At 57.2% G+C, this 23,920-nt stretch carries 18 protein-coding genes and 1 tRNA gene; 13 read left to right on the forward strand and 6 right to left on the reverse strand.

Annotated features, from left to right (window positions below):
- Positions 1 to 128 precede the first annotated feature (128 nt).
- The 5 genes from AOC04_RS19235 to AOC04_RS19255 all read left to right on the forward strand — a co-directional run bounded on the left by AOC04_RS19235 (position 129) and on the right by AOC04_RS19255 (position 8,009).
- Positions 129 to 204: transfer RNA gene (locus tag AOC04_RS19235), tRNA-Thr, on the forward strand.
- Positions 205 to 726: 522 nt separating this feature from the next.
- Positions 727 to 2,067 carry a GntT/GntP/DsdX family permease gene (locus tag AOC04_RS19240; protein WP_060696166.1) on the forward strand — a complete coding sequence of 447 codons (1,341 nt, stop codon included), beginning with the start codon at positions 727 to 729 and terminating at the stop codon, positions 2,065 to 2,067.
- Between the two features lie 44 nt (positions 2,068 to 2,111).
- Positions 2,112 to 3,464, forward strand: coding sequence for a D-serine ammonia-lyase (gene dsdA, locus AOC04_RS19245; RefSeq protein WP_060696167.1), 1,353 nt, complete (start codon positions 2,112 to 2,114; stop codon positions 3,462 to 3,464).
- Between the two features lie 99 nt (positions 3,465 to 3,563).
- Positions 3,564 to 4,535 (forward strand): DNA-binding transcriptional regulator DsdC, encoded by a 972-nt coding sequence (dsdC, locus tag AOC04_RS19250; RefSeq protein WP_060696170.1) that lies wholly within the window; start codon positions 3,564 to 3,566, stop codon positions 4,533 to 4,535.
- A gap of 534 nt (positions 4,536 to 5,069) precedes the next feature.
- On the forward strand, positions 5,070 to 8,009 hold the full coding sequence (locus AOC04_RS19255) for a M66 family metalloprotease (RefSeq protein WP_060696171.1): 2,940 nt from the start codon (positions 5,070 to 5,072) through the stop codon (positions 8,007 to 8,009).
- Between the two features lie 283 nt (positions 8,010 to 8,292).
- Here the strand turns inward: AOC04_RS19255 and AOC04_RS19260 are convergent, their stop codons facing one another.
- A complete protein-coding gene (locus tag AOC04_RS19260; RefSeq protein ID WP_060696174.1) occupies positions 8,293 to 9,576 on the reverse strand; it encodes an OprD family porin in 1,284 nt (427 codons plus the stop codon).
- A gap of 249 nt (positions 9,577 to 9,825) precedes the next feature.
- Positions 9,826 to 10,524 carry a DsbA family protein gene (locus AOC04_RS19265; RefSeq protein ID WP_060696177.1) on the reverse strand — a complete coding sequence of 233 codons (699 nt, stop codon included), beginning with the start codon at positions 10,522 to 10,524 and terminating at the stop codon, positions 9,826 to 9,828.
- Between the two features lie 259 nt (positions 10,525 to 10,783).
- On the opposite strand from AOC04_RS19265, the gene AOC04_RS19270 reads away from it, so the two are divergent.
- Positions 10,784 to 12,856, forward strand: a complete 2,073-nt coding sequence (locus tag AOC04_RS19270) for a TonB-dependent receptor (protein WP_060696179.1) — start codon at positions 10,784 to 10,786, stop codon at positions 12,854 to 12,856.
- An 81-nt stretch (positions 12,857 to 12,937) separates the two neighbouring features.
- Here the strand turns inward: AOC04_RS19270 and aguA are convergent, their stop codons facing one another.
- Positions 12,938 to 14,044, reverse strand: a complete 1,107-nt coding sequence (gene aguA / locus AOC04_RS19275) for an agmatine deiminase (protein ID WP_060696181.1) — start codon at positions 14,042 to 14,044, stop codon at positions 12,938 to 12,940.
- A 307-nt stretch (positions 14,045 to 14,351) separates the two neighbouring features.
- Here aguA and rfbB point away from each other — a divergent pair, with 307 nt between their 5' ends.
- The 5 genes from rfbB (at position 14,352) to AOC04_RS19300 (ending at position 20,193) form a co-directional block, all read left to right on the forward strand.
- Positions 14,352 to 15,434 (forward strand): dTDP-glucose 4,6-dehydratase, encoded by a 1,083-nt coding sequence (gene rfbB / locus AOC04_RS19280; protein ID WP_060696183.1) that lies wholly within the window; start codon positions 14,352 to 14,354, stop codon positions 15,432 to 15,434.
- A 17-nt stretch (positions 15,435 to 15,451) separates the two neighbouring features.
- A complete protein-coding gene (gene rfbD, locus AOC04_RS19285; RefSeq protein ID WP_060696996.1) occupies positions 15,452 to 16,321 on the forward strand; it encodes a dTDP-4-dehydrorhamnose reductase in 870 nt (289 codons plus the stop codon).
- Between the two features lie 198 nt (positions 16,322 to 16,519).
- Positions 16,520 to 18,334 (forward strand): sensor histidine kinase, encoded by a 1,815-nt coding sequence (locus AOC04_RS19290; protein ID WP_060696185.1) that lies wholly within the window; start codon positions 16,520 to 16,522, stop codon positions 18,332 to 18,334.
- Positions 18,331 to 19,725 (forward strand): sigma-54-dependent transcriptional regulator, encoded by a 1,395-nt coding sequence (locus AOC04_RS19295; RefSeq protein WP_060696187.1) that lies wholly within the window; start codon positions 18,331 to 18,333, stop codon positions 19,723 to 19,725. Before AOC04_RS19290 ends, AOC04_RS19295 begins: the two co-directional genes overlap by 4 nt.
- Positions 19,726 to 19,737: 12 nt before the next feature.
- Complete coding sequence (locus tag AOC04_RS19300) at positions 19,738 to 20,193, forward strand: thioesterase domain-containing protein (protein ID WP_060696189.1); 456 nt, start codon at positions 19,738 to 19,740, stop codon at positions 20,191 to 20,193.
- A 54-nt stretch (positions 20,194 to 20,247) separates the two neighbouring features.
- Here AOC04_RS19300 and cysQ read toward each other — a convergent pair whose 3' ends face one another.
- Both cysQ and nudE read right to left on the reverse strand, forming a co-directional pair.
- On the reverse strand, positions 20,248 to 21,081 hold the full coding sequence (cysQ, locus tag AOC04_RS19305) for a 3'(2'),5'-bisphosphate nucleotidase CysQ (RefSeq protein WP_060696191.1): 834 nt from the start codon (positions 21,079 to 21,081) through the stop codon (positions 20,248 to 20,250).
- A complete protein-coding gene (gene nudE, locus AOC04_RS19310) occupies positions 21,078 to 21,644 on the reverse strand; it encodes an ADP compounds hydrolase NudE (RefSeq protein ID WP_060696193.1) in 567 nt (188 codons plus the stop codon). The genes cysQ and nudE overlap by 4 nt, the downstream gene beginning before the upstream one ends.
- 88 nt (positions 21,645 to 21,732) lie before the next feature.
- On the opposite strand from nudE, the gene yrfG reads away from it, so the two are divergent.
- Positions 21,733 to 22,395, forward strand: coding sequence for a GMP/IMP nucleotidase (gene yrfG / locus AOC04_RS19315; protein ID WP_060696195.1), 663 nt, complete (start codon positions 21,733 to 21,735; stop codon positions 22,393 to 22,395).
- Between the two features lie 73 nt (positions 22,396 to 22,468).
- Here the strand turns inward: yrfG and lysM are convergent, their stop codons facing one another.
- Positions 22,469 to 22,909, reverse strand: a complete 441-nt coding sequence (gene lysM, locus AOC04_RS19320; protein WP_003438388.1) for a peptidoglycan-binding protein LysM — start codon at positions 22,907 to 22,909, stop codon at positions 22,469 to 22,471.
- 115 nt (positions 22,910 to 23,024) lie between these two features.
- Between lysM and AOC04_RS19325 the strand changes: the two genes are divergently transcribed.
- Entirely contained in the window at positions 23,025 to 23,912 is an 888-nt protein-coding gene (locus AOC04_RS19325; protein WP_060696198.1) for a LysR family transcriptional regulator, read from the forward strand.
- The last annotated feature ends 8 nt before the right edge of the window (positions 23,913 to 23,920 follow it).

The following is a 23,920-nucleotide window of genomic DNA, read 5'->3' on the forward strand; positions in this document are numbered from 1 at the left end:
CCTGTGTAGATATGAAAAACACCAGGTGCGCAAGTTCGTTTTTTCGGGTCCACTGACGCGCGCGTAAAAATAGTCTGTTATCAGGGGTTTACAACCTAAAACATCCGGGTATACTCGTCGCCCATAACGCCGGTATAGCTCAGTTGGTAGAGCAACTGACTTGTAATCAGTAGGTCCCGAGTTCGACTCTTGGTGCCGGCACCATACAAGGTTCCAAAGACAGCCAACACAGTCTTTGAAACCCCCGAAAAACCCGCCTTCTGGCGGGTTTTTTCGTTCTGGGGTTTTTTCGGATTCCAGCCGGTTCAAGGGTCGAGTTTTTTTGGGGAAGGTCGCTGCGGTAAAAAGCCCCCCCCTTATGTTGCGCACCACTGCGGGACCGGAATCCGGATAGGCCTGCGGTTCAACCAGCAGTGCCAGCACACGACGGCTTGGTGGGAGTGCCACACCACGCGGACGCAGCCTCGTTTAACTCGTCAGCTGCTACGGGAATTTTGGCTGCGCAACAGGCCCCTAACTCAAGGTCCGGCGACCCTTATCGCAGCCTCGTGCCTCGTCAGCGACTACGGGTTCAAACCATTATCCGGGTTCTTATAGATGACCCCACATCACCCGTCCCTTGAAGATCCATCCTTTGTCAGTCCCCTGAGATGTAACTTCTAATTGCTGGAAGCAAAGTGACTCCGATCACTGATTTCAACAATAAAAGCGCTTCCAGGAGATTCCATGCACAGTGCTCCCACTCTATTGCTGGTGCTGTTTTGTGCCATCGCTCTGATTGTTTTCCTGATCGTCAAAGTCCGCGTCCACGCCTTCCTGGCCTTGACCGCCGCAAGCTTTGTGGTGGGTATTGGTTCGGGCATGCCGCTGACGCACATGGCTGCTTCCTATGAAAAAGGGGTCGGCGGCACGCTCGGGTTTCTGGCAACCATCATTGGTCTGGGCGGGATTCTGGGCAAGATGCTGGAAGAGTCCGGCGGCGCGGAGCGCATCGCTCAGGCACTGCTCAAGGCTCTGGGTAAGGAACGTGCCTCTTGGGCCATGATGCTCGTAGGATTTATTGCCGGCATACCGGTGTTCTTTGAGGTGGGCTTTGTTCTGCTGATTCCGCTGATCTATGTGGTCGCGAAAGAAACCAGAATCAATCTGTTGTACCTGGGCGTGCCCCTGGCCGTGTCGCTGATGGCTGTGCATTGCATGTTGCCGCCACACCCGGCCGCAATGGCAATCACCGGGATGCTGGGGGCCGATGTCGGCAAAGTGATCATCTATGGCCTGATTGTCGCCCTGCCGACTGCCATGATCGCCGGGCCGCTATGGGTCAGGCTGGTCTGCAAGCGTGATGCGCCGGACTCCCAGGAAGCGTTTTTGAACGAGCACTGTGATGACAGCAAAACCCGTGAGTTACCGGGCCTTGGCCTGACCCTGCTGACCATTGTGTTGCCACTGCTGCTGATGGTCGGGAAAACCTTCGCGGCCGGACTGCCCCAGGACTCCATGGCATTCAGCGTCATTTCATTTCTGGGCACTCCCCTGATCGCCCTGTTCATTGCCGTGGTGTTCGCCTATTGGGCGCTGGGCTTGCGCCGCGGGTTATCCATGCCTGAGCTGCTCGCTCACACCCAGAAGAGCTTCCCGCCTCTGGCCAGCATCCTGTTGATCATCGGCGCCGGCGGGGCATTCAACGGCATTCTGGTGGACAGCGGCGTGGGTGACGCGCTGTCCGGCACGCTGGCCCAACTGAATATGAACCCCATCGTCCTGGCCTGGCTGGTGGCCGGCCTGATGCACTTCGCCGTCGGCTCGGCAACGGTGGCCATGATCAGCGCAGCGGGCATGGTCCTGCCCATGCTCGGCGCCCATCCGACAGTGAGCAAGGAAATCATCTGCGTGGCCATCGGCGCCGGTGCCATGGGCTGGACCCATGTCACGGACTCGGCCTTCTGGGTGGTCAAGGAGTACCTGGGGGTCTCGCTGACCGACGCCCTGAAGACATTTACCACTGCCACGGTACTGGCCTCGTTGGTCGCGCTGGGCCTGACCCTGCTGCTGTCGCACTTTGTTTGATCCAACCCGTATTTTTTAGCCTGATTGTTTAAAGGGACCACGTCATGATTTTGGGAAAACCCCTTGAAAGCTGGTATGCCAGCTACCCGCTGATTCGCGATCTGGTCGCGCTGCAAGAAACCACCTGGTTCAATCCCGGCGTGGCTCCGGTCGCTCAAGCGATTGGCGATGTGGGGCTGACCGACGCCGATGTCGCCGATGCCAGCGCCCGGCTCGCGCGATTTGCTTCTTACTTGCGCCGGGCGTTCCCGGAAACCGCCAGCAGTGACGGCATTATTGAATCGGACATTGTGCCGGTGCCCCATCTGCAGCAACTGCTGGGTGAACGCTACCGCCAGGCATTGACCGGCTCGCTGTGGCTCAAACGCGACAGCCATCTGCCCATCTCGGGCTCGATCAAGGCCCGTGGCGGGATCTATGAAGTGCTCAAGCATGCCGAAGATCTGGCACTGGCCGAGAACTTTCTGACCCTCGAAGACGACTACGCGCTGCTGCACAGCGACAAGGCCCGGGCGTTTTTCGGGCAGTACAAAATAGCCGTCGGTTCGACCGGAAACCTTGGCATGTCGATCGGGATCATGGGCGCGGCCTTGGGCTTTCAGGTCACCGTGCACATGTCGGCCGATGCCCGCCAATGGAAGAAGGACAAGTTGCGCTCACACGGTGTGACCGTCATCGAGTACGCCAGCGATTACAGCGTGGCCGTGGCCAAGGGCCGTGAGCAGGCAGAGGCCGACCCCGCCTGCCATTTCGTCGACGATGAAAACTCGGTCAATCTGTTTCTGGGTTACGCCGTCGCCGCCGAGCGCCTGCAACAGCAGCTGGCAGCGGCGCGGATTACGGTGGATGCGCAGCACCCCCTGTTTGTGTATTTGCCCTGTGGCGTGGGCGGCGCACCGGGTGGTGTGGCTTTCGGCCTGAAGCTGGCGTTCGGTGACGCCGTGCACTGCATCTTCGCCGAACCCACCCATTCGCCCTGCATGATGCTGGGCGTCTACACCGGCCTGCACGATGAAGTCAGTGTGCAAGACTTCGGCATTGATAACGTCACCGCTGCAGACGGCCTGGCGGTTGGCCGCGCTTCCGGCTTTGTGGGTAAGGCCATGCAACGCCTGCTTGATGGTTTTTACACCGTTAGCGATGAGCACATGTACAGCCTGCTGGCACTGATGGAGCGCAGCGAAGGCATGCGTCTTGAGCCTTCCGCGCTCGCCGGTGTACCCGGGATTGCCAGGGTGCATGCCGATCAGCAAGGCTACCTGGCTCGCGCCGGCCTGGACGCCCCTGCCATGGCCAATGCCACTCACCTGATCTGGGCTACCGGCGGCAACATGGTGCCTGACGACGAGATGGACGCTTATCTGACCAAGGGCCGTGAATTGCTCGCCAGGGGCTGATTCTGTTCGCTGACTCAAAGGCCGGACCGGATGTGGCAAGATGCACGCCTTGCCACATCCGGCAGGCCTGACCGGCCTTTTGGCTTGAGGGGAAAACACGTGCTCAACCTTCCGCCCCGCATCAGCTCCAGACTCAACAGCAGCCAGTTCGCCAATTTGCATACTTTTCTGGTTGCCGCACGCCATCTGAGCTTTGCCCGCGCCGCACAGGAACTGTGCCTGACCGCCAGCGCCGTCAGCCACCGTATCAGCCGGCTCGAAACCGCCCTGAACATGAAGTTGTTCCAGCGCCTGACCCGCCAGGTCAGCCTGACCGACGAAGGCGAACGCATCTTCGAAATACTGCAGAATGCGATGGGCGAATTGTCCGAGGCCCTTGAGCAGTCGTCACAGGCAGAAGTTGCCGGCTCCATTGCGCTTTATGTAAGGCCTTCGGTCGCCCAATGCTGGCTGGTGCCCAGACTGGCTGATTTCGTCGAGCGTTACCCGCTGGTCTCGCTGGATCTGCGGGTAGGCAATGACAATGTCGACTTCCGCACCCGTAAAATTGACCTGGCCCTGTATTACGCCAACGGCGAATTTCCCGGACTGACCAGTCACCGCTTGATGCAGGAGCGTCTGGCCCCGGTCTGCAGCCCGCAATACGCGAAGCGCCACGGCCTGCTGCAAAGCCCGGAAAACTTGAGACACTGCACCACCTTGCACGACTCACTGGCCTGGGATCATGCAGCCTTTGATGCCGAGTGGAGGTTGTGGGCCGAACAACACAACATGCTCCAAGCCCTGCCCAAACGTACCCTGACCTTCGATCGCTCTGACCTGAGCGTGACGGCAGCCATCAACCATGCCGGCATCGCCATCGGCCGTCAGCAGCTGGTACAAACGCGCGTCAATCGCGGCGAACTGATACTGCCCTTCGCTGACTTCAGCGTGTGCGGCCACTACGACTATTATCTGGTTCACCCACCGCTCAGCACCCTCCCCAAGCGCTTGCTGGTGTTTATGAACTGGCTCAAAGAGTGTGCCCTACAGTCATCGTCTGTGGATCAGCGTGATCCGGTGATCAATTGAGGCTGCGCAGCCCTCTACATTATTCCCGGACAAAATACGACTCGAACCGAGTCGAACGTTAATTAGTTCAGACATCCGCCCTCTTTAACAGGCCGTAGCCTCATATGATGGGGATCGAAATACACTTAATAAATCAATCTGTCACTATTCGTGAAGCTTACAGGCACGCACCCAACAACTACTCTTTATCTGTTAGCGCCGAGGGGAAATACAGATTACTTCTTCGTGCCTGATGGCACAGGCTTCTACAGTTTTACTTAAAATATAACTTTCCTCGACTTGTAGGCGCCCCTTGTACAAAGTACACATTCACCACAGGCTAGATAATTCGCCACAAAAATGCATAATTAACAACACTGCTAACTAAAACATTATCACCATCTTGGCTTCCAATTAATTTTTACGTTTTTCATTCTAGAACACCTATCGAGTTCAAACTCAGCGTCCCAAAGCCTAAGTTTTTTACCGCATAAAAAAACGTCTATACTAACTTATATAACATCTCCGCAACTCTTATCATGGAAATATTTTAATATGAAAAATATACTCACACTGACTCTAGAAGACAACAAATTCTACGGCCAGCCTTACGTGGGATCACCATCTCAAAGCTTCAACATTGTTCCGTCCTCTGATGGCTCGGTAAGCATTCGCCATTTTTATCAAGATCTGGCGCTATCCATGTCAGGCAATGAGGCATGGGCATCACCTTACACAGGGGATCACACGCAACGCTTTAATCTTGAGAAACACAAAGATGGTTCCAGCACCCTACATAGCGCCTACTATTCCGTGGTGCTGGAGATGACAGACTCAGGCGTGGAAGTCAAAACTTACATTCCCGGTGACCAAAATCAACGCTTCAGCTTTACGACTAATTCAGCTGAGGGTTCAACGAGGATTCAGACTGCCAATCTGGTGTTTAACACCAATGAGGTAATTAATAATTTGCAAGGGTCACTGGTGGCTAATGTTCAATTTGCCCAGAGTCAAATTTTTCCGACCATCCCTAAGGCCGCAGACCCACAACCTTATTTAATCGCCAAGCGTAAAATGCTACTAATGGTCAAACCTCGAGACAATATTGACTCACTGGAAGTCAGTGTTTTTGATAAGGAGGGGAAAACACTTGGTTCATTGCCCATGAACAGTCCTGATCAACTGCCTGACACTGTCTACCATCTGGACGGGGACTTGGGCGATATCGATTTCACCCCTTTACCAGGCACTATTTACCTTCTGAATGACAGCAGCGAACTCGAACTGCTGAGCGATCCTGCAGGGACCTTCCTACTACAAAAACTTCAACTAAATTCTGTCGTAGATATTCATACTACCGATGGCGCTTGGGTTGACGAGATCCATTTACCCAGCAGCGCTGCCCTGGAAGGAAAAATCGTCCGCTTCAGTTCCACTGCCGGTTATGAAACCACTGTTATCTACAGTGGCCGAGAGGTCTTAGTCTCACAACAAGAAGCTTATGAATTCAAATTCACTTCCGAACAATGGATCAGCGATGCCGAGGCGGCCAACCAGGGGCTTTTATACTCAGAAAACACTTGGAGCGTTGATATTCCATCCGAATGGATAACACCAGGCATTGGCATATTTTTGGAAACAGGTGACTTGATAGGCCTGTTAAATAATATACAGGTCGGCGGAGCAACAGAGTTAATCCTCAATACCATCGACATTGGTATGCTCACCCCCCCGCGTGACGCTTATATCTTTGCAAAAGACCCCGCCGCGCACAGGGAGTATTTCCAGACCCTCCCTGCAGCGCGTATGATCGTTAGCGACTTTGAGTCGATTTATCTAAACGAAGTAATGTTACCTGATGGCACTTTACTGACTGACTTTGATCCGAGCGAGGGGGGATGGCACGAAGGTACAATGCGTCAGACAATTGGCAAGGAACTGATATCACTAGGCATTAACCACGCCAACTATGGTATCAACTGCTCAGAGGGAGAGGGGGAGTGGAGCCCTTATATGGCGGCTCTGATCACGGCCCACAATAGCTGTGGGAAATACTCCAATGGTATTCAGGTGCATGGAGGCTCCGGCGGTGGAGGAATCGTCACGCTTGAGAATTCAATCGGGAACGAGTTTAGCCACGAAGTAGGACACAACTACGAGCTAGATCACTACCCTGGTGGTTTCGATGGGTCTGTGCACCGCGCGGCTGATCAGATCAACTCGACCTGGGGCTGGGACAGTGATCTTAACCGGTTTATACCTAACTTTAGTGCGGAAGTTACTAATCAGGACGTTTGCCTGGTAGATGAATGCCAATCCCCCTTTCATGGTCGCGCTTTCGGTGCTGATCCAATGGCTGGCGGCGAGCCGATGTCGCAGGCCAACCGATTCACTCTGCATACGCCTTATACGGCGGCAATTACTCAGGGGTTCATGGAAAGCAAAGTTGTGTTTGCGAGCGACTCGAGCACAGGTTTTCGCAAATGGGACCCAGCTACTAAAACCATGGAGCCCTTCGTCCATCGGGTAGATCTGTACGAACCAGCGATTGCTTCCAACGACGATCTGAGTGAAGCCGCGCTCTCGAGATTATTCATTAAAAACCAAATAGTTAAAGTGGTCATGTCGGACGGTAATTGGGCTGAGACTATCCATGTACCGCCTGCGTCATCGTCTAATGCCCAATGCATTCTCTCAATTGATCATGATGCCGGCTATGACAGCGATCTCTATATCAACGGGCGGATTATTTCTGTCGCGCAGGGCTTCAAGAAAAATTACGTCTCAACTGGCTTTAGCTGGAACGAATGTATTTTATTAGACACGAGCATGACGCGAGTAACTGCCCGCAACGAATATTTGAGCCAATCTGATATCGCGAGTCTCTTAGCCCTATACAATGTCGTAAATATTAGTATGACCGACGGAAACTGGGCCGCCTCAATTAATGTACCACCCGCCTCACAAATCAATGGCGAACGAGTCGTCACGCTTGCAAATTCTGCGACCTACAGCACACAACTTTATATTAATGGCCTGTCCATTGAACTATCAAAAGACGACAAAAAATACTACCTCAGTGACGGAGAAAACTGGCGTGAATATCTTCACCTTAATGACATCAGCATTGAACGCTCGCCACAGGAATTCGGGGTACCTGTCACCACGTTAGTTGGCTATTACGACCCCCGGGGAGAGTTACAAAGCTATATTTACCCAGCCTTGCACGGTGCCTACGGCTTTATTTATGCGGACGATAGCAGCATGCTGCTCGAAACTGACTACCAATTGTGGGTGGAGTCGGAAGATAAAATTCTTCGTTTTAAATTAAATGGCAATCGTATCCACAACCACGTCATGAACAAATTCCATATTAATATTGCAGAGTCTGAGCAGACTCGAACCGTCTCCCTCGTCTGCAATGGCAATGTCATTATACGGCAGGCCATTGAACCCGCTAAACGGCCCCTTACTTATACAATTAACGGGGCATAAATCATCAACGACAGCGGGTGTAAACCATTCCTGCGGCACATGCACTTTAACCGCAAGACCTAGAGCTGCCCCCAACATTCAGGATATCTGTCCTGCATGTTGGGGGCTTTTTTCATGGCTAAATTAGTGGCACAACTGAAGCAGCAGCTAAAAGGGCCGTGGATCAGTACAGACCCCGGCCCTTAAGACGCCTCGCCATGAACTGTCCAACTTGTTGGGATCAGTTCAAACTGAACGGGGCGTTTTTATTCAGATGTCCGGCCTGTGCAGCAGGCCGGTGGCATCAGAAGATGCTGATCGGATAATCAACAAATACGCGTACTTCGTTGCCGCCGACGTTGTAGTCGCTGGCGTTGTTCGACACGCGCAACCACGAACCGCGCAGACGCACGCTCAAATCCTTGACCGGGCCGCTTTGTACGACGTACTTGGCCTGGTTGAAGATTTCGCGCTCGGTACCACGACCACGGTCGGAACCGTCGTCGATGTTGCTGCCGCGTACGTAGGCGATGTTGTAGGTCAGGCCCGGAATGCCAACGGCACCGAAGTCGAAGCCATAACCCAGCTGCCACGAACGTTCGTCTTTGGCGTTGAAGTCGGACCAGTAAGAGTTGGCCAGCAGGATGGTGTTGCCGCCATCGCCCACGCCGCCTGCATTGCGGTAGCCGCCGTACGGGTAGCCGATCTCGCCGGTGCTGCTCTGGTAAGCCAGGGTCAGGGTGTGTGCGCCAAACGCGTAGGTGGTCGCCAGGCTCCAGATCTTGTTGTCCTGACCGTCAACTTGCAGTACGTCGCGAGCGTAGTCTTCTTTGACGTGGGTACGGTAGCCGTTGAAGTCAAACGTCAGGGACTGTTTGTCTTGCAGCGGCATGACGTAGTTAACACCCACGTACTGCTTGTTCAGCTCATCGACCATCTGCGAGCCGTACAGCGAAGCCGACAGGTTGTCGGTGAACTTGTAGCTACCGCCGAACACATTGATGCTTTTCAGGTCGCCGCTGTCCCGTGCGTCAGCGCTTTTACGCGACTCTGCGGTGAAACGACCGACATTGATCTCCAGGCCGTTGATTTCCTTGGAGGTCAACAAAGTACCGGTGAAGCTTTCTGGCATCAGACGCGAATTGTCGTACATCAGCACCGGCAGAGCAGGCATTTGATCGCCGTACTTGAGCACCGTGTTGGACACACGGAACTTCACTGCAGCGCCAGCCTTGGAGATGTCGTCAGCAGCCTTGCCGTCGGCATCCTGCTTGAAGAAATCGATGCCGCCCGCGCCGCTTTTTCCACGACCGCCATCCAGACGCAGTGCGTAAATGCCGAAGGCATCCACACCGACGCCAACGGTGCCCTGGGTGAAGCCCGAGCTGAACGTGCCGAGGAAGCCTTGGCCCCATTCAGCCTTGTCCTGTTTATGGTTTTTGTAGTCGCGGCTGATGTAGGCGTTACGCGCCAGTACATTCAGGTGGCTGTCTTCTACAAAACCTTTTGCATCAGCTTGATCGTTAGCCATGGCGTGGGTAGCACTAAGTACGCCCAACGCGAGCAGGCCTATCCGTTTGTTCAACATATTATTTTCCTTATTTCTGAATACGAAGCGCGCTGTGGGTATCAAGCTGAAACATTGAGTGGTGGTTGCTTCACATAAACAAAAAAAACCTGCACGACGACTGAGTGCAGGTCTTTCGAAAAGTTGGTGTATGGCTGTTAGCCACAGGCGTTGGCGGGAATCCTAGCCGTCGTGAAGGTAAAGTGTCAATTTCGTGAAAAAATTGTTAATTGGCAGGACTTTCCTGAACTTTGAGCCAAGCGTCAGTAATTATTCCCCGCAGCCATTCAGGCCGCAGGCTGGAGCTGAACTGTTTGGGTGGCGAACAGCCACGCCATCCAGTTGGCGCAACCAGTCTGCAAACGCCTGGGGCTTACCCAGGTACCCCCCCAAATCGATGACCTGATACCGACCGGACTGCTCCAGCACGGCCGTCGGAAACCCCTGACCACCGACCCGCGCCAGCATTGCCCGGCTGTCCTTGAAGTGCGCCTGGGTCAGGCCACCAAGGGCGGCGATAAAAGCCGCCTTGAATGCTTCGGCATCCAGACCGATGTCAGCAGCCAGCGCCAACAACACGTTTTCATCGGCAATACGCCGGCCTTCCACGTAGTGCGCCGTTTGCAGACGCCCCAACAGCTCAAGTCCGCGCCCAGCCACTTGCTCCGCTGCCAATATCGCGCCGGTCGGCGGCTCTGAATCAAAGACGGCCGTGGTATCGCGCAGCAAGCCTTCAAAGTACGCCTCACCAAAAGGCTGACCGGTAAGTTCGGCAATCCGCTGATCGTGGGGCATCACATAGTCACGCAGTTGCGCCGTCACCGGACGGCGATGGGCACCGGTCATCATGCCGCCGCCATGGGCCACAACCGGCAAGATGCCGCGTGCAGCTTCAATCAACGGTTTGGCGCCATAGCACCAACCGCACAGTGGGTCGTAGATGTAATGCAAGACAGGGGTGGTGCTCACGGGTGGCTCCAAATGATCAACAAGATAGAGCGCCAGCTTAGCTTTGGGTCACGAGGGGAAAAACGCCGGTATGGCTTTTAGTGTGTTTCGTGAATCGGGCGAATCAGGTGCAGCAAGGGACCGGGTCAAGAGAAACAAATTGATACATATCTGCCGATCGCACTAATAGCAATAATTAACATAAAGCAACAAGAACCATTACCATTCGCACCCTAAAAAATATAACCCCCGATCCCACCCGCCCGGACACTTCTCAACCATGCTCTCCCCTTGCCGCTTCACGCCTCTGAATCTGGGGCTGTGTGCCTTGCTGTACGCCGGATTTGGCACGGCTGCCACCACCCTCCCCGAGCTGTCGATTAACGCCAGCGAAGCTGAGGCCGATGACCCCCGGGTCAGAGATGTCACCACCGCCACCCGTACTTCGACCCCTGCGCGTTATGTGCCGCAAGCCATCGATTCGGTGAAAACCAGCAACGTGCTGGATTACGGAATCAACAGTCTGGGCGAAGCCCTGAGCGGTATTCCCAACGTCAGCAGCACCGCTGATACACGCTTCGACAGCCTGCGCATTCGCGGTTTTGACGCCAGCAACGACTTTTATCTGGATGGTATTCGCGACGACAGCCAATACGTTCGCGACCTGCATAACATCGAGCGGATTGAAGTGCTCAAAGGCCCGGCAGCGGTACTTTACGGGCGTGGCAGCCAGGGCGGGATCATTAACCGCGTGAGCAAAATGCCGCACTGGGGGCGCCAGTCCAGCCTGCAGGCCCAAGGTGGCAGCGAAGATTTACGCAGCCTCTATGCCGACCTCAGCGCTGACCCGAGTGACACCGTCAGCCTGCGTCTGAACATGGGCAACGAAGACAAAAACAGCTTCCGGGACCACGTCAGCGGCAATCGCCAATTGTTCGCACCGTCGATGAGCTGGCAGATCACCCCGGACTTGAACTGGTTGGTTCAATACGAATACAGCCGCTACAACCGCACCCCGGATCGCGGGATCCCCAGCATCAACGGACGGCCGGCAGATGTCCGTCGCGGCACCTCGTATGGCGGGCAGAACGATTTTATCGATGATAAAACCCAGAACCTGCGCTCGCGCCTGAGCTATGAGTTGAGCGACAACTGGCAACTGCGCCACACCCTGGGGGTGTTCAAGCTCGACAGTCAGTTCGAGAACACTTACCTGGTGGGCTACGACCCGAAAATTGACAAGGTCAATCGTCAGAGCTGGCAGCAAGACATGACCACCCGCAACATTTTCAACAACCTTGAAATCGAAGGCGGTTTTGACACCTTTGGCCTGGAACACCGCCTGTTGACCGGCCTGGAAATCGGCAGCCAGCGCCGTGATCCCAAGCTCTACAGTGCCAAGGGCGTCCCCGCCCTCGATGTGTACAACCCGGATCGAAGCCTGCGCCCGACCGGGCCGATGCTGATTTCCAGCGACAACCACACCGAAGTCGAAAGTCAGGGCCTGTATGTGCAGGACCAGATTCGCCTCAACGATCAATGGCAAGTGCTGGCAGGCTTGCGCCATGACCGCTTTGAAGTCGAGTCCACCAGCAATCTCAAGGACATCACCGAAGAACGCAAAAGCCACAGCACCAGCCCGCGGCTTGGCGTGGTCTGGACACCGCTGCAAAACCATTCGTTTTACGCATCGTGGACCAAGACCTTTTCGCCGGTGGGCGGCGGCTTGATCGGTATCACGCCGGGTGCTTCAGGGAACGCCAACGATCTGAGCCCGGAGCTGACCAGGCAGAAGGAAATCGGGGTCAAAAGCGACTGGCTGGATGAGCGTTTGAGCACCACGCTGGCCGTCTACGAGCTGGAACTCTACAACCGTCGGACCAAAGACCCGGATGACCCCACCATCACCCTGCTCTCGGGCCTGCAACGTTCACGCGGCATTGAGCTGACCGCCAGCGGCAAGCTGGGTGGCAACTGGTACATGCGCGGTGGAATTGGCCTGCAGGACGCGACCGTGGTCAAGGACAACAACGGCTTTGAAGGCAAACGCATCAACGGCGTTGCCAGGCACAATGGCAGCGTGTTTTTGACCTGGAAACCGGAAATGGGCTGGTACGCAGAGACTGGCCTGACCCTGGTGGGCCAACGTTATGCGGACAACCAGAATACCGTGGTGTTACCGGGTTACGGCCGCTGGGATGCACTGGCGGGCTATCGCGAAAAGGACTGGGATGTAAGCGGCGCGCTGACCAACCTCACCGACCGTTATTACTATGCCTCAGCCACCAGCGGCTCCCAGATCATGCCGGGCGAGCCCCGCAGTCTGGTGATGACGGGGACGTACAAGTTTTAAACACCTGTAGTCGCTGACGAGGCACGAGGCTGCGATCGAGCGCGCAGCCTCGTGCCTCGTCAGCGGCTACAGAGCCTTGCATTACGCCTTGCGCGGCGCCGGCTGCTGCTGGGTCAGGCAATGGATGTTGCCACCGCCCAACAGCAACTCACGACCCGGCACCATCACCACTTCATGTTGCGGGAAGAGGTTTTGCAGGATGTCTTTGGCCTGCGCGTCCATCGGATCATCAAAGCTCGGTGCAATGATGCCGCCGTTGACGATCAAGAAATTCACGTAAGACCCGGCCAGCCGCTCCGACGGATTACGATCCTGACTGCCGGCAACCTTGTCGACGCCGTCGCACTCTTGCTGTGTGGCAAACATCGGCCCCGGAATCGGCATTTTATGCACGACAAACGGACGACCTTTGGCATCGGTGCTGGTTGCCAGTACGTTCATGGCGGCATGGCAACGCACATAGTTGGGGTTCTGTTCATCGTCAGTCCAGGCCAGCAGTACTTCGCCCGGTGCAACGTAGCAGCAGAAGTTATCCACATGGCCGTCGGTTTCGTCATTGAACAGGCCGTCCGGCAGCCAGATGATCTTATCCACAGCCAGATGCGAACGCAGTACGTCTTCAATCTCTTCACGGGACAGATGCGGGTTGCGGTTGCGGTTCATCAGGCACTCGGCCGTGGTGATCAGTGTGCCTTCGCCATCCACGTGGATCGAGCCACCTTCAAGCACGAAGCCGGGAGTGTGATAACGCGCAATGCGTTCGATTTCGAGGATCTTGCTACCCACTTGACGGTCGCGGTTCCACGGGAAGTACAAACCGCCATCAAACCCGCCCCAGGCGTTGAAGTCCCAGTTCACACCGCGCACTTCACCGCTGTCATTGATGACAAAGGTCGGCCCGCTGTCACGCACCCAGGCGTCGTCGCTGGAGATCTCGACCACTCGAATATTGGGTACATCGAGGTGCGCACACGCATTTTCGTACTGGGCGGCCGACACGCCGACGGTCACCGGTTCGAAGCGCGCAATGGCCTTGGCCACGGCCACGTGAGCCGCCTGAGCAGGCTTGCCACCCAACCGCCAATTGTCCGGGCGCTCTGGCCAGATCATCCAGGTCTGGGTCTGCGGAGCCCATTCCGCCGGCATGTGAAAACCGTCAGCGCGGGGCGAACTGTTCAAAGTGGTCATCGGGATCAGGACTCCTGGGAGGCGGCTAAAGGGAAAAATCGAATACGACTAATTCTGAAACAGTGAACACAGGCCAGCCATGCGTCAACCGCAGGCGCTTTTATAATCGATAAATATCGGTAACAACACGTTTATTTAGCATGGAAAGAAAAATAAAAGCATTAATAGCCGATATAAATCGGTAATGGCATCTACCAACTGACGGGGGACGTCCTGTGCCGGATGACTTGTACTTGCACCACCTCGTCACTGCCCACAAGCTATGCGCCACACGTTTAAAGACCTTCAAGGAATAAGGAATATCCACATGCGCATTTTAGTCACCGGCGGTGCCGGTTTTATTGGTTCGGCGCTAATCCGGCACCTTATCCGGAACACCGCACACGAAGTGCTCAACCTCGACAAGTTGACCTACGCCGGTAACCTTGAATCGCTGCAAAGCATTGCAACCGACACCCGCTACGAATTCGTCCAGGCCGACATCGTCGACCAGGCAGCGGTCAGTGCAATCATCGAGCGTTTCCAGCCACAGGCCATCATGCACCTGGCCGCCGAGTCCCACGTTGACCGCTCCATCGACGGGCCGTCGGACTTTATCCAGACCAACATTGTTGGCACTTACAGCCTGCTGGAAGCCACCCGCGCGTACTGGCTGACACTCCCGGAGCCGGCCAAAAGCGAGTTTCGCTTCCACCATATTTCGACTGACGAAGTGTATGGCGACCTGCATGGCGTCGACGACCTGTTCACCGAAACCACGCCTTACGCGCCAAGCTCGCCCTACTCGGCCAGTAAGGCGGCGTCCGACCACCTGGTCCGCGCCTGGAACCGCACTTACGGCTTGCCGGTGTTGCTGACCAATTGCTCGAACAACTACGGGCCCTTCCATTTCCCGGAAAAACTCATTCCGCTGGTGATCCTCAATGCCCTGGCGGGCAAACCGCTGCCGGTGTATGGCAACGGCCTGCAAGTACGTGACTGGCTGTTCGTTGAAGACCACGCCCGCGCCCTGCTTAAAGTCGTGACTGAAGGCGTGGTCGGCGAGACTTACAACATCGGCGGCCACAACGAGCAAAAGAACATCGACGTGGTGCGCAGTATTTGTGCCCTGCTCGAGGAACTGGCGCCAGAGCATCCGCCCGGCGTTGCTCAATTTGCTGACCTGATTACCTTCGTGACCGACCGTCCAGGCCACGACCAGCGCTACGCAATCGACGCCAGCAAAATCGAACGTGAACTGGGCTGGGTGCCTGAAGAAACATTCGAAACCGGCCTGCGCAAAACCGTGCAGTGGTACCTGGACAACCTGGAGTGGTGCAAACGCGTCCAGGACGGCAGCTATCAGGGTCAACGCCTGGGCTTCACCGAGCCCAAGGATCTGCTGGCATGAGTAATGGCACTGCGCCTTTGAAAATCCTGATCAGCGGCAAGACCGGCCAGGTCGCCCTCGAACTGCAAAAGCACCTTGGCGGTCTGGGCGAGCTGATTGTGCTGGGTCGTAACGATCTTGACCTGAGCAAACCCGAGCAAATTCGTGCACAGGTACGGGCCCACCGGCCCGACCTGATCATCAATGCGGCCGCGCACACCGCGGTGGATCTGGCCGAAAGCGAGCCTGAGCTGGCATTTGCCATCAATGGCGTTGCGCCCGGTGTGTTTGCTGAAGAAGCGGCGGCACTGGGCATTCCGCTGATTCACTACTCCACTGACTATGTGTTCGACGGCAACAAGCCTGCGCCTTACACCGAAGACGACACCCCCAACCCGCTGGGTGTCTATGGCAAGAGCAAGCTGGCGGGCGAGCGAGCAATTGCAGCGACCGGCGCTGAGCACCTGATTTTGCGCACCAGTTGGGTGTACTCCACCCACGGCAAGAACTTCCTGCTGACCATGCAGCGTTTGCTGCAAGAAAGGCCGGAGTTGCGCGTGGTGGCAGACCAAATCGGGGCGCCTACCTGGGCAGGCACTATCGCCCGCAGCACGCGCCTGTTGATCGAACGCTGGCAAGCCGCAGAAGCCGGAGCCTGGGGGGTTTACCACCTGACGGCCCAGGGCGAAACCTCGTGGTTTGGTTTTACCCAGGCCATCGCCGAACACCTGTCAGCCCAGGGCAAGCCTTGCGCAACCCTGGAGCCGATACCGGCCAGTGCTTATCCGACACCGGCTGCCCGGCCACAAAACTCGCGTCTTGATTGCAGCCGCCTCGAGCGCGAGTGGCACGTTGCTCAGCCCGCCTGGCAAAACGCATTGCGTGAGTGCCTGGCCGCGCAACACTAACCTGCGCAAAAACTGTTGCCTGCATCGCGGGCAAGCCAGCGCCTACAACAAAGGCCGGGTATAACTGACCTGTGCAAACCCTGTGGGAGCTGGCCTGCCAGCGATAGCGGCAACGCGGTCGACAGTGCACCCTCGCCGTCTGCATCGCTACAACAAAGGCTGGGTATACTGCGCCGTACTCTCGCGGCGCAGTATTCGATGATCACGACCTCTTCAGTTCCTCGCAGACCCCGCTGGCGCAGCCTGGCCTTGCTGGCATTGTGTCTGGCGCCTTTGTTGTGGCCGCTGCAACACCTGGCCGAGCGTTATTATCGCAGTGAGCTGGCCGGGCAAAACCGCCAGACTCTCGACCTCTACGTCGCCAACCTGCTGGGAACACTGCATCGTTATGAAGTGCTGCCGCAGATCCTCGGCGAACTGCCAGCCCTGCGTGCCGTGCTGGCAAACCCCGAGGATTCGCAGGCTCAGGCCAGGGCCAATGAATTGCTCAATGGCATCAGCACCCAGACCGGTGCGGTGGTCATGTATCTGCTGGATACCCATGGCGACACCCTGGCTACGTCTAACTGGGATAAAAACGACAGTTTTATCGGCCGCAATTTCGCCTTCCGCCCTTATTTCAGTGAAGCGATGGAAGGCAAGCTGGGGCGTTTCTTCGGCCTGGGCACCACCTCCGGCAAGCGCGGTTATTACTTTGCCGCGCCGGTCCTGGAGGGCGAGAAAAAAATCGGCGTGCTGGTGGTCAAGGTCGACCTCGATCACACCGAACAGTTGTGGGGCAAGACACCCGAGCAACTGCTGATGACCGACCACAACGGCGTGGTCATCCTTACCTCGCGCCCGGAATGGCGTTTTCGGGCTACCCGCGATCTGTCGCCAGAAGAGCGTGAGGCCATATTCGCCATCTTGCCCTACCCGACCCGCGACCCGCAGCCGCTCAAGCTCGACTTGAATGCCTGGCTGGTGCAGACCCAGAAAATCGACGAGACCGGCTGGAGCGTCAACATTCTTGCCCCACGCACGCTGATCGACCGGCCGGTGCGCACAGTACTGGCTATCGGGGCGGCAACCTTGCTGGTGGTGATGCTGTTGATCAGCCTGATGATGCAGCGCCGTCGCCATTACCTGGATCGCATCGCCTTCGAAGGCAAGGCGCGCCGCGAGCTGGAAATGCGTGTGGCAGAACGCACCAGCGACCTCGAAGGCCTCAACCAGCGGCTGCGCAAGGAGGTGCTGGAGCGCGAGCACGCGCAACAGGAGCTGGTGCGCGCTCAGGACGATCTGGTGCAGGCGGGCAAACTGTCAGCGCTGGGCACCATGTCTGCCAGCATCAGCCACGAACTCAATCAGCCCCTTGCGGCCATTCGCAGTTATGCCGAAAACGCAGAGGTGCTGCTGGATCACCAGCGCATCGAAGACGCGCGCGGCAATCTCAAACTGATCAACGAACTGACCGGACGCATGGCATCGATCATCGCGCACCTGCGCGCCTTCGCCCGCCGTGATCGGCATGCGCCGGAAAGCGTCGCCCTGCAACCGGCGCTGGATGATGCCCTGGCGCTACTGGCCAAACGCCGTCGCAGCATGGAGGTCGAGCTGATTCGCGACTTGCCTGCCGCCACGTTATGGGTCGAGGCGGGTGAAACGCGGTTGCGCCAGGTGCTGGGCAACTTGCTGGCCAACGCGCTCGATGCCCTGACCGAGAAAGGTCCGCCCCGGCGTTTGTGGCTAAGTGCCCAATCCACCCCGGAAGGCGTCACTGTGTACATTCGCGACAATGGCCCGGGCTTTTGCATGGAAGCTCTGGGCCGCGCCGGTGAGCCGTTCTACACCACCAAAACCCGCACTCAGGGGCTGGGGTTGGGACTGGCCATTTGCGACACGCTAATCCGCGCGTTTGGCGGCGAGTTGCTGTTCGCCAACCACAAGGAAGGCGGCGCCTTAATTACCCTACGACTGCGCGCAGGTGCGCCGGGCGTCAGCTTGCAAGCTTCCGAGGACTCCAGGTCATGAGCCAGCCCATCGATCCCCATGTACAGATCATCCTGATCGATGATGACCCGCATCTGCGTCAAGCCCTGTATCAAACCCTGGACCTGGCCGGGCTCAAGGTCTTGCCACTGGCGCAAGCCACCGGTCTTGGCGAGCGCATAGGCCGGGACTGGCCGGGCGTGGTGGTCAGTGACATTCGCATGCCGGGCATGGACGGGCTTGAGTTGCTGGCCCAGCTTCACGCCCAGGACCCGGAGCTTCCGGTGCTGCTGATCACCGGCCACGGCGATGTACCGCTGGCAGTGCAGGCAATGCGTTCAGGGGCCTACGACTTTCTGGAAAAACCTTTTGCCAGCGACGCACTGCTCGACAGCGTGCGCCGGGCACTGGCCCTGCGCGCTCTGGTACTGGACAACCGCAGCCTGCGCCTGGCCCTGAGCGATCGCCAGCAACTGAGTACCCGACTGGTCGGCCATTCACCGGCCATGCTGCGCCTGCGAGAGCAAATCGGCGCGCTGGCTGCGACCAAGGCCGATGTACTGATTCTGGGCGAAACCGGTTCTGGCAAAGAAGTGGTCGCACGGGCCCTGCATGACTTGTCGAACCGTCGCAATGGACCTTTTGTTGCGATCAACGCGGGCGCGCTGGCGGAGTCGGTGGTTGAAAGCGAGCTGTTCGGCCATGAACCCGGGGCTTTTACCGGTGCGCAAAAACGCCGTATCGGCAAATTTGAGTTCGCCAATGGCGGCACGCTGTTCCTCGATGAAATCGAAAGCATGAGCCTGGATGTGCAGGTCAAGCTGCTGCGCATGCTGCAAGAGCGGGTGGTTGAGCGTCTGGGTGGCAATCAGTTGATCCCGCTGGACATCCGGGTAATCGCCGCCACCAAGGAAGACCTGCGCCAGGCCGCTGACCAGGGGCGGTTCCGCGCCGACCTGTATTACCGGCTCAACGTTGCACCGTTGCGCATTGCGCCCTTGCGCGAGCGTGGTGAAGACGCCTTGATGCTGTTTCAACATTTCGCCGACGAGTCCAGCCGCCGCCACGGTCTTACACCCAATGTGCTGCAACCAGCGCAACGCGCACTCTTATTGCGTCACAACTGGCCGGGCAACGTGCGCGAACTGCAAAACGTGGCCGAACGCTTTGCCCTGGGACTTGAGCTGGCGCTGGACGATGACTCGCCCGACGGTTCGCAATCGACTGGTGCTGAAGTGTCGGGGGGCCTGAGCGAACAGGTCGAGCATTTCGAAAGAAGCCTGATTGCCGCCGAACTGGAGCGCTCCCATAGCTCCATGCGCAGCCTGGCCGAAGCGCTGGGCGTACCGCGTAAAACCTTGCACGACAAACTGCGCAAACACGGGCTGAACTTCGAAAGTGGCAGTCACCCACACACCGATGAACTTGATTGAAGAGGCCATGGCATGAATCGCGACAGTCGTTATCTGGAATCTGTACTCCATCACGACATTCCGCTTACCCGTGAAATGGGCCTGAAGGTCATAGGCTGGCACCAGCACCAACTGCGCCTGCAGATGCCGCTTGCGGCCAACATTAACCACAAAAGCACCATGTTCGGCGGCAGCCTGTACTGCGGCGCGGTGCTTGCAGGCTGGGGCTGGCTGCACCTGAGCCTGCGTGAGGCGGGGATCGAAGACGGGCACATCGTGATTCAGGAAGGTCACATCAGCTACCCGCTGCCCGTGACCCGGGACGCTATCGTGCTGTGCGATGCACCTGCCGATGCGGCCTGGAACAAGTTTCTGGCCATGTACAAACGCCATGGCCGTGCACGCTTGTCTCTCGATACACGGGTCATCAATGCCGAAGGCGAAGAGGATGCGGTGAGGTTTAGCGGGCAGTATGTGTTGCACCGCTAACCCGCAGAAACGCGTTGCTCGCGAACTGTTAAAAGATCGCGAGCAAGCTCGTTCCTACAGGTCGCTTTGCGCCAGGGCCAGCAACTGTTCGCGCCACGGCGCCTTGGCCGGCAATGCCAGAAAATAGTCATTGAGCAGCGACTCGCGCGCCGGGTAGTTGAACGGCTCGCCATCCAGTTGCAGGACCACCCCGCCCGCGCCCTCCAGCACGCCCTGGGCTGCTGCAGTATCCCACTGGGAAGTCGGCGCCAGACGCGGATAACAATCGGCAGCGCCCTCGGCCAGTAAGCAAAACTTCAACGAACTGCCTACGCTGGTCAGTCGCAATTCACCCAAGTGTTCACTCAGACCCGTTAACAAGCGTTCTTGCCGGGGACTGGAGTGCCGGCGACTGGCGACCACCGTTAACGGCTCGCCTTCAGGCGGGGTGTTGCGCACGCTGATGGGCGATCTCTCGCTGCCATCTTCACGCCATGCACCCAGCCCTGCGCCGCCGTAGTAACAACGGCCGCTGGTGGGCATTGAGACCACACCGAAGACCACGCGACCCTGTTCGATCAGCGCAATATTGACGGTGAATTCTTCACTGCCCGAAATAAATTCCTTGGTGCCATCCAGCGGATCAACCAGCCACCAGCGGGTCCATGCGGCGCGCACGCTTTGCGCAATATTGGCGTCTTCTTCCGACAAGACCGGGATGTCCGGGGCCAACGCCGTCAGGCCATCCAGCAACACGTGATGCGCGGCAAGATCGGCAGCGGTGACCGGCGAATCGTCCGCCTTGGCGGTAACGGCAACGTCCGCACGCCAGAATGGCAGGATCGCGTCGCCTGCGGCATGGGCCAGCGCGATCACGCCTGCAAGCAAGGGGTGGGGGAAATCACTCACGGCACAAATACTCCGCGCTGGGTCAACAAATCCCGCGCCAGATACAGTGCAGCCAGAGCACGGCCTTCGCTGAATTGCGGGTTTTGCACCAGACTCGACAGCTCGCGCAGATTGACCCGCTCAACCCGCATCGGCTCGGGTTCATCACCTTCCAGACGCTCTTCATAGAGGTCGGTGGCCAGTACCACCTGGATTTTCTGACTCATGTAACCCGGCGACAGCGACAGCTCGGTGAGGTGTTCCAGCTGGCGGGCGCCATAACCGGCCTCTTCCTTCAGTTCACGTTCGGCGGCAGCCAGCACATCTTCGCCCGGCTCAATCAGGCCTTTGGGCAATGAGATTTCATACTCATCAGTGCCGCCGCAGTACTCTTCAACCAAAACGGCGTGATCAGCGTCGATCATGGCCACAATCATGACCGCGCCATAACCGTTGCCACGCCCCACCAACCGTTCGTAAGTGCGCTCGACACCATTGGAGAAGCGCAACTGCACTTCTTCGACGCGAAACAATCGGCTACTGGCAACAATTTCACGGGCAAGTACGGTGGGTTTTTGGCGCATAGCGGCTCCTCAATATGAACGGGTTACTATACCCCGGCTTTTCCGATTGTCTGTGTCGGAAGTTTTTCAACTGCGGGAGAAGTTTTGCATGACAGCGTTACCTTGGGGCGACATTGATACCGTACTGCTGGACATGGACGGCACCCTGCTCGACTTGCATTACGACAATCACTTCTGGCTGGAACACCTGCCCCGGCGCTATGCCGAGTTGCATGGCATCAGCCGGGCAATGGCCGACCTGGAGCTGACACCGCTGTTTGAACGCAATGCTGGCCAGTTGCAGTGGTATTGCCTGGACTTCTGGAGCACCGAGCTGAAGATACCGGTGCGTGAACTCAAGCTCGAAACTGCCAACCTGATTGCTCTGCGCCCCGATGCCGATACTTTTTTAGCGGCGATCAGGCAGGCCGGCAAGCGGGTGATCATGATCACCAATGCACACCGCGATTCGTTGTCGTTAAAAATGGAGCGCATCGAGCTGGCGCCTTACTTCGAACGCCTTATCAGTTCCCACGATTATGGTTTCCCCAAGGAAAGCCCGGCTTTCTGGGACGCTCTGCAGGCCGATATCGGCTTTGATCCGCAGCGCAGCCTGTTTATCGACGACACCCTGCCGATCCTGCGCAGTGCCCGTGATTTTGGCGTGGCCCACTTGCTGGCGGTCAAACAGCCGGACAGCAAAAAAGGCCCGAAAGATACCGAGGAGTTTACAGCGTTAGGGGATTATCGGGATTTGCTGGAAGGGCTTTGAAAAAACGCCCTGTCTGTGTAGGAGCGAGCTTGCTCGCGAGCCTTTAACAGCTCGCTCCTACAATTGGCAGGGGTTACTCAGGAATACGCAGTGTCTGCCCCGGGTAGATTTTGTTGACGTCTTTTAGCAGTGGCTTGTTGGCTTCAAAAATCTTGTTGTACTGGTTGGCATTGCCATACACCCGCAGCGAAATCGCGCTCAGGGTGTCGCCTTTTTCTACCACTACAAATTTGGAAGCCACAACCACCGGCCCGGTGACGGTGATCTTGTCTTCAACACTGGCCACACCGGCAATGTTGCCCGCCGCCAGAATGATTTTTTCTTTCTCTTCCTGCGTGGCCACTTCACCGCTGACGGTCACTTTGTCGCCATCCACGGTGGCCGTGATGTTCGGGTTGCCCAGACCTACCTGTTCAACGTGTTTCTTGAGTTCTTCACTGGCATTGGCATTGCCCGGTGTCAGCAGGTCGATCAATTTTTCGCCGGCTTCTTTCACAAAGCTAAAAATACTCATGAATCACGCTCCAAGGGTTGAGATATCCAGATCCACTAGCGTAGACCATCATTGGCGAAGCCGGCTGCGGACCAGGCGCGCTAGAATCGGGCGGTGAATAGCGCGTGGAGCGACGATGGACATTAAACAGCTGAAATTCCTCATAGCCCTGGATGAAACCAGGCATTTCGGCCAGGCCGCCGCCCGCTGCCACATCACTCAGCCCACCCTGTCCATGCGCCTGCGCAGCCTTGAGCAAGAACTCGGCCTGCAACTGGTCAACCGCGGCCAGCGCTTCGAAAGCTTTACCGCCCCCGGCGAGCGGGTACTGGCCTGGGCCAGAACCGTGCTCGCCGCCTATGACGGCTTGCAGGCAGAAGCCGCGGCATGTCGTGGCAATTTGATCGGTACGCTGCGTCTGGGCGTGGTGCCACTGTCGAGTTTTGATCCACTGCCTTTATTACAGCGCCTGCATCAGGAACATCCTGAACTGCGATTTGAGCTGTCCGCCCTGAGCTCCGAGCAAATCCTCGAGCATCTGGCCAGTAACCGGCTGGACGTGGGCGTGTCCTACCTCGATCGTCTGGATCAGGAGCGCTTTGACTTCCAGCCCCTAGGCGAAACCCGCATGGGGCTGCTTTACGACCAGCGGCACTTCAACTTTGGGGAGCAACCCCTGAGCTGGGAGGCCTTGATTGAACTGCCTCTGGGCCTGCTGAGCGGTGGCATGCACTTTCGCCAGTCCATCGATCACAACTTTCATAGCCGTGGCCTTACCCCTCAACCGATCTTGCAAACCGACGCAGTCCATCAACTTTTGCAGGCCGTGCATGGCGGCTTTTGTTGCGCGGTAATGCCTCTGGAGGGCGGGCTTGAAGCCCTGACCGACAATTTGCGCCTGCACCCGATTCAGGATGCAAATACCTTGTCCCGCCTGGGTTTGATCATGCGGCGGGCCGCACCGCGCTCGGCTCTGGCCGAGGCTTGCTTCGAGATGTATCAAAAATCAGCAAGCCACTCTTGATCGACGCC

The organism is Pseudomonas versuta (assembly GCF_001294575.1).
Lineage (GTDB): Bacteria > Pseudomonadota > Gammaproteobacteria > Pseudomonadales > Pseudomonadaceae > Aquipseudomonas > Aquipseudomonas versuta.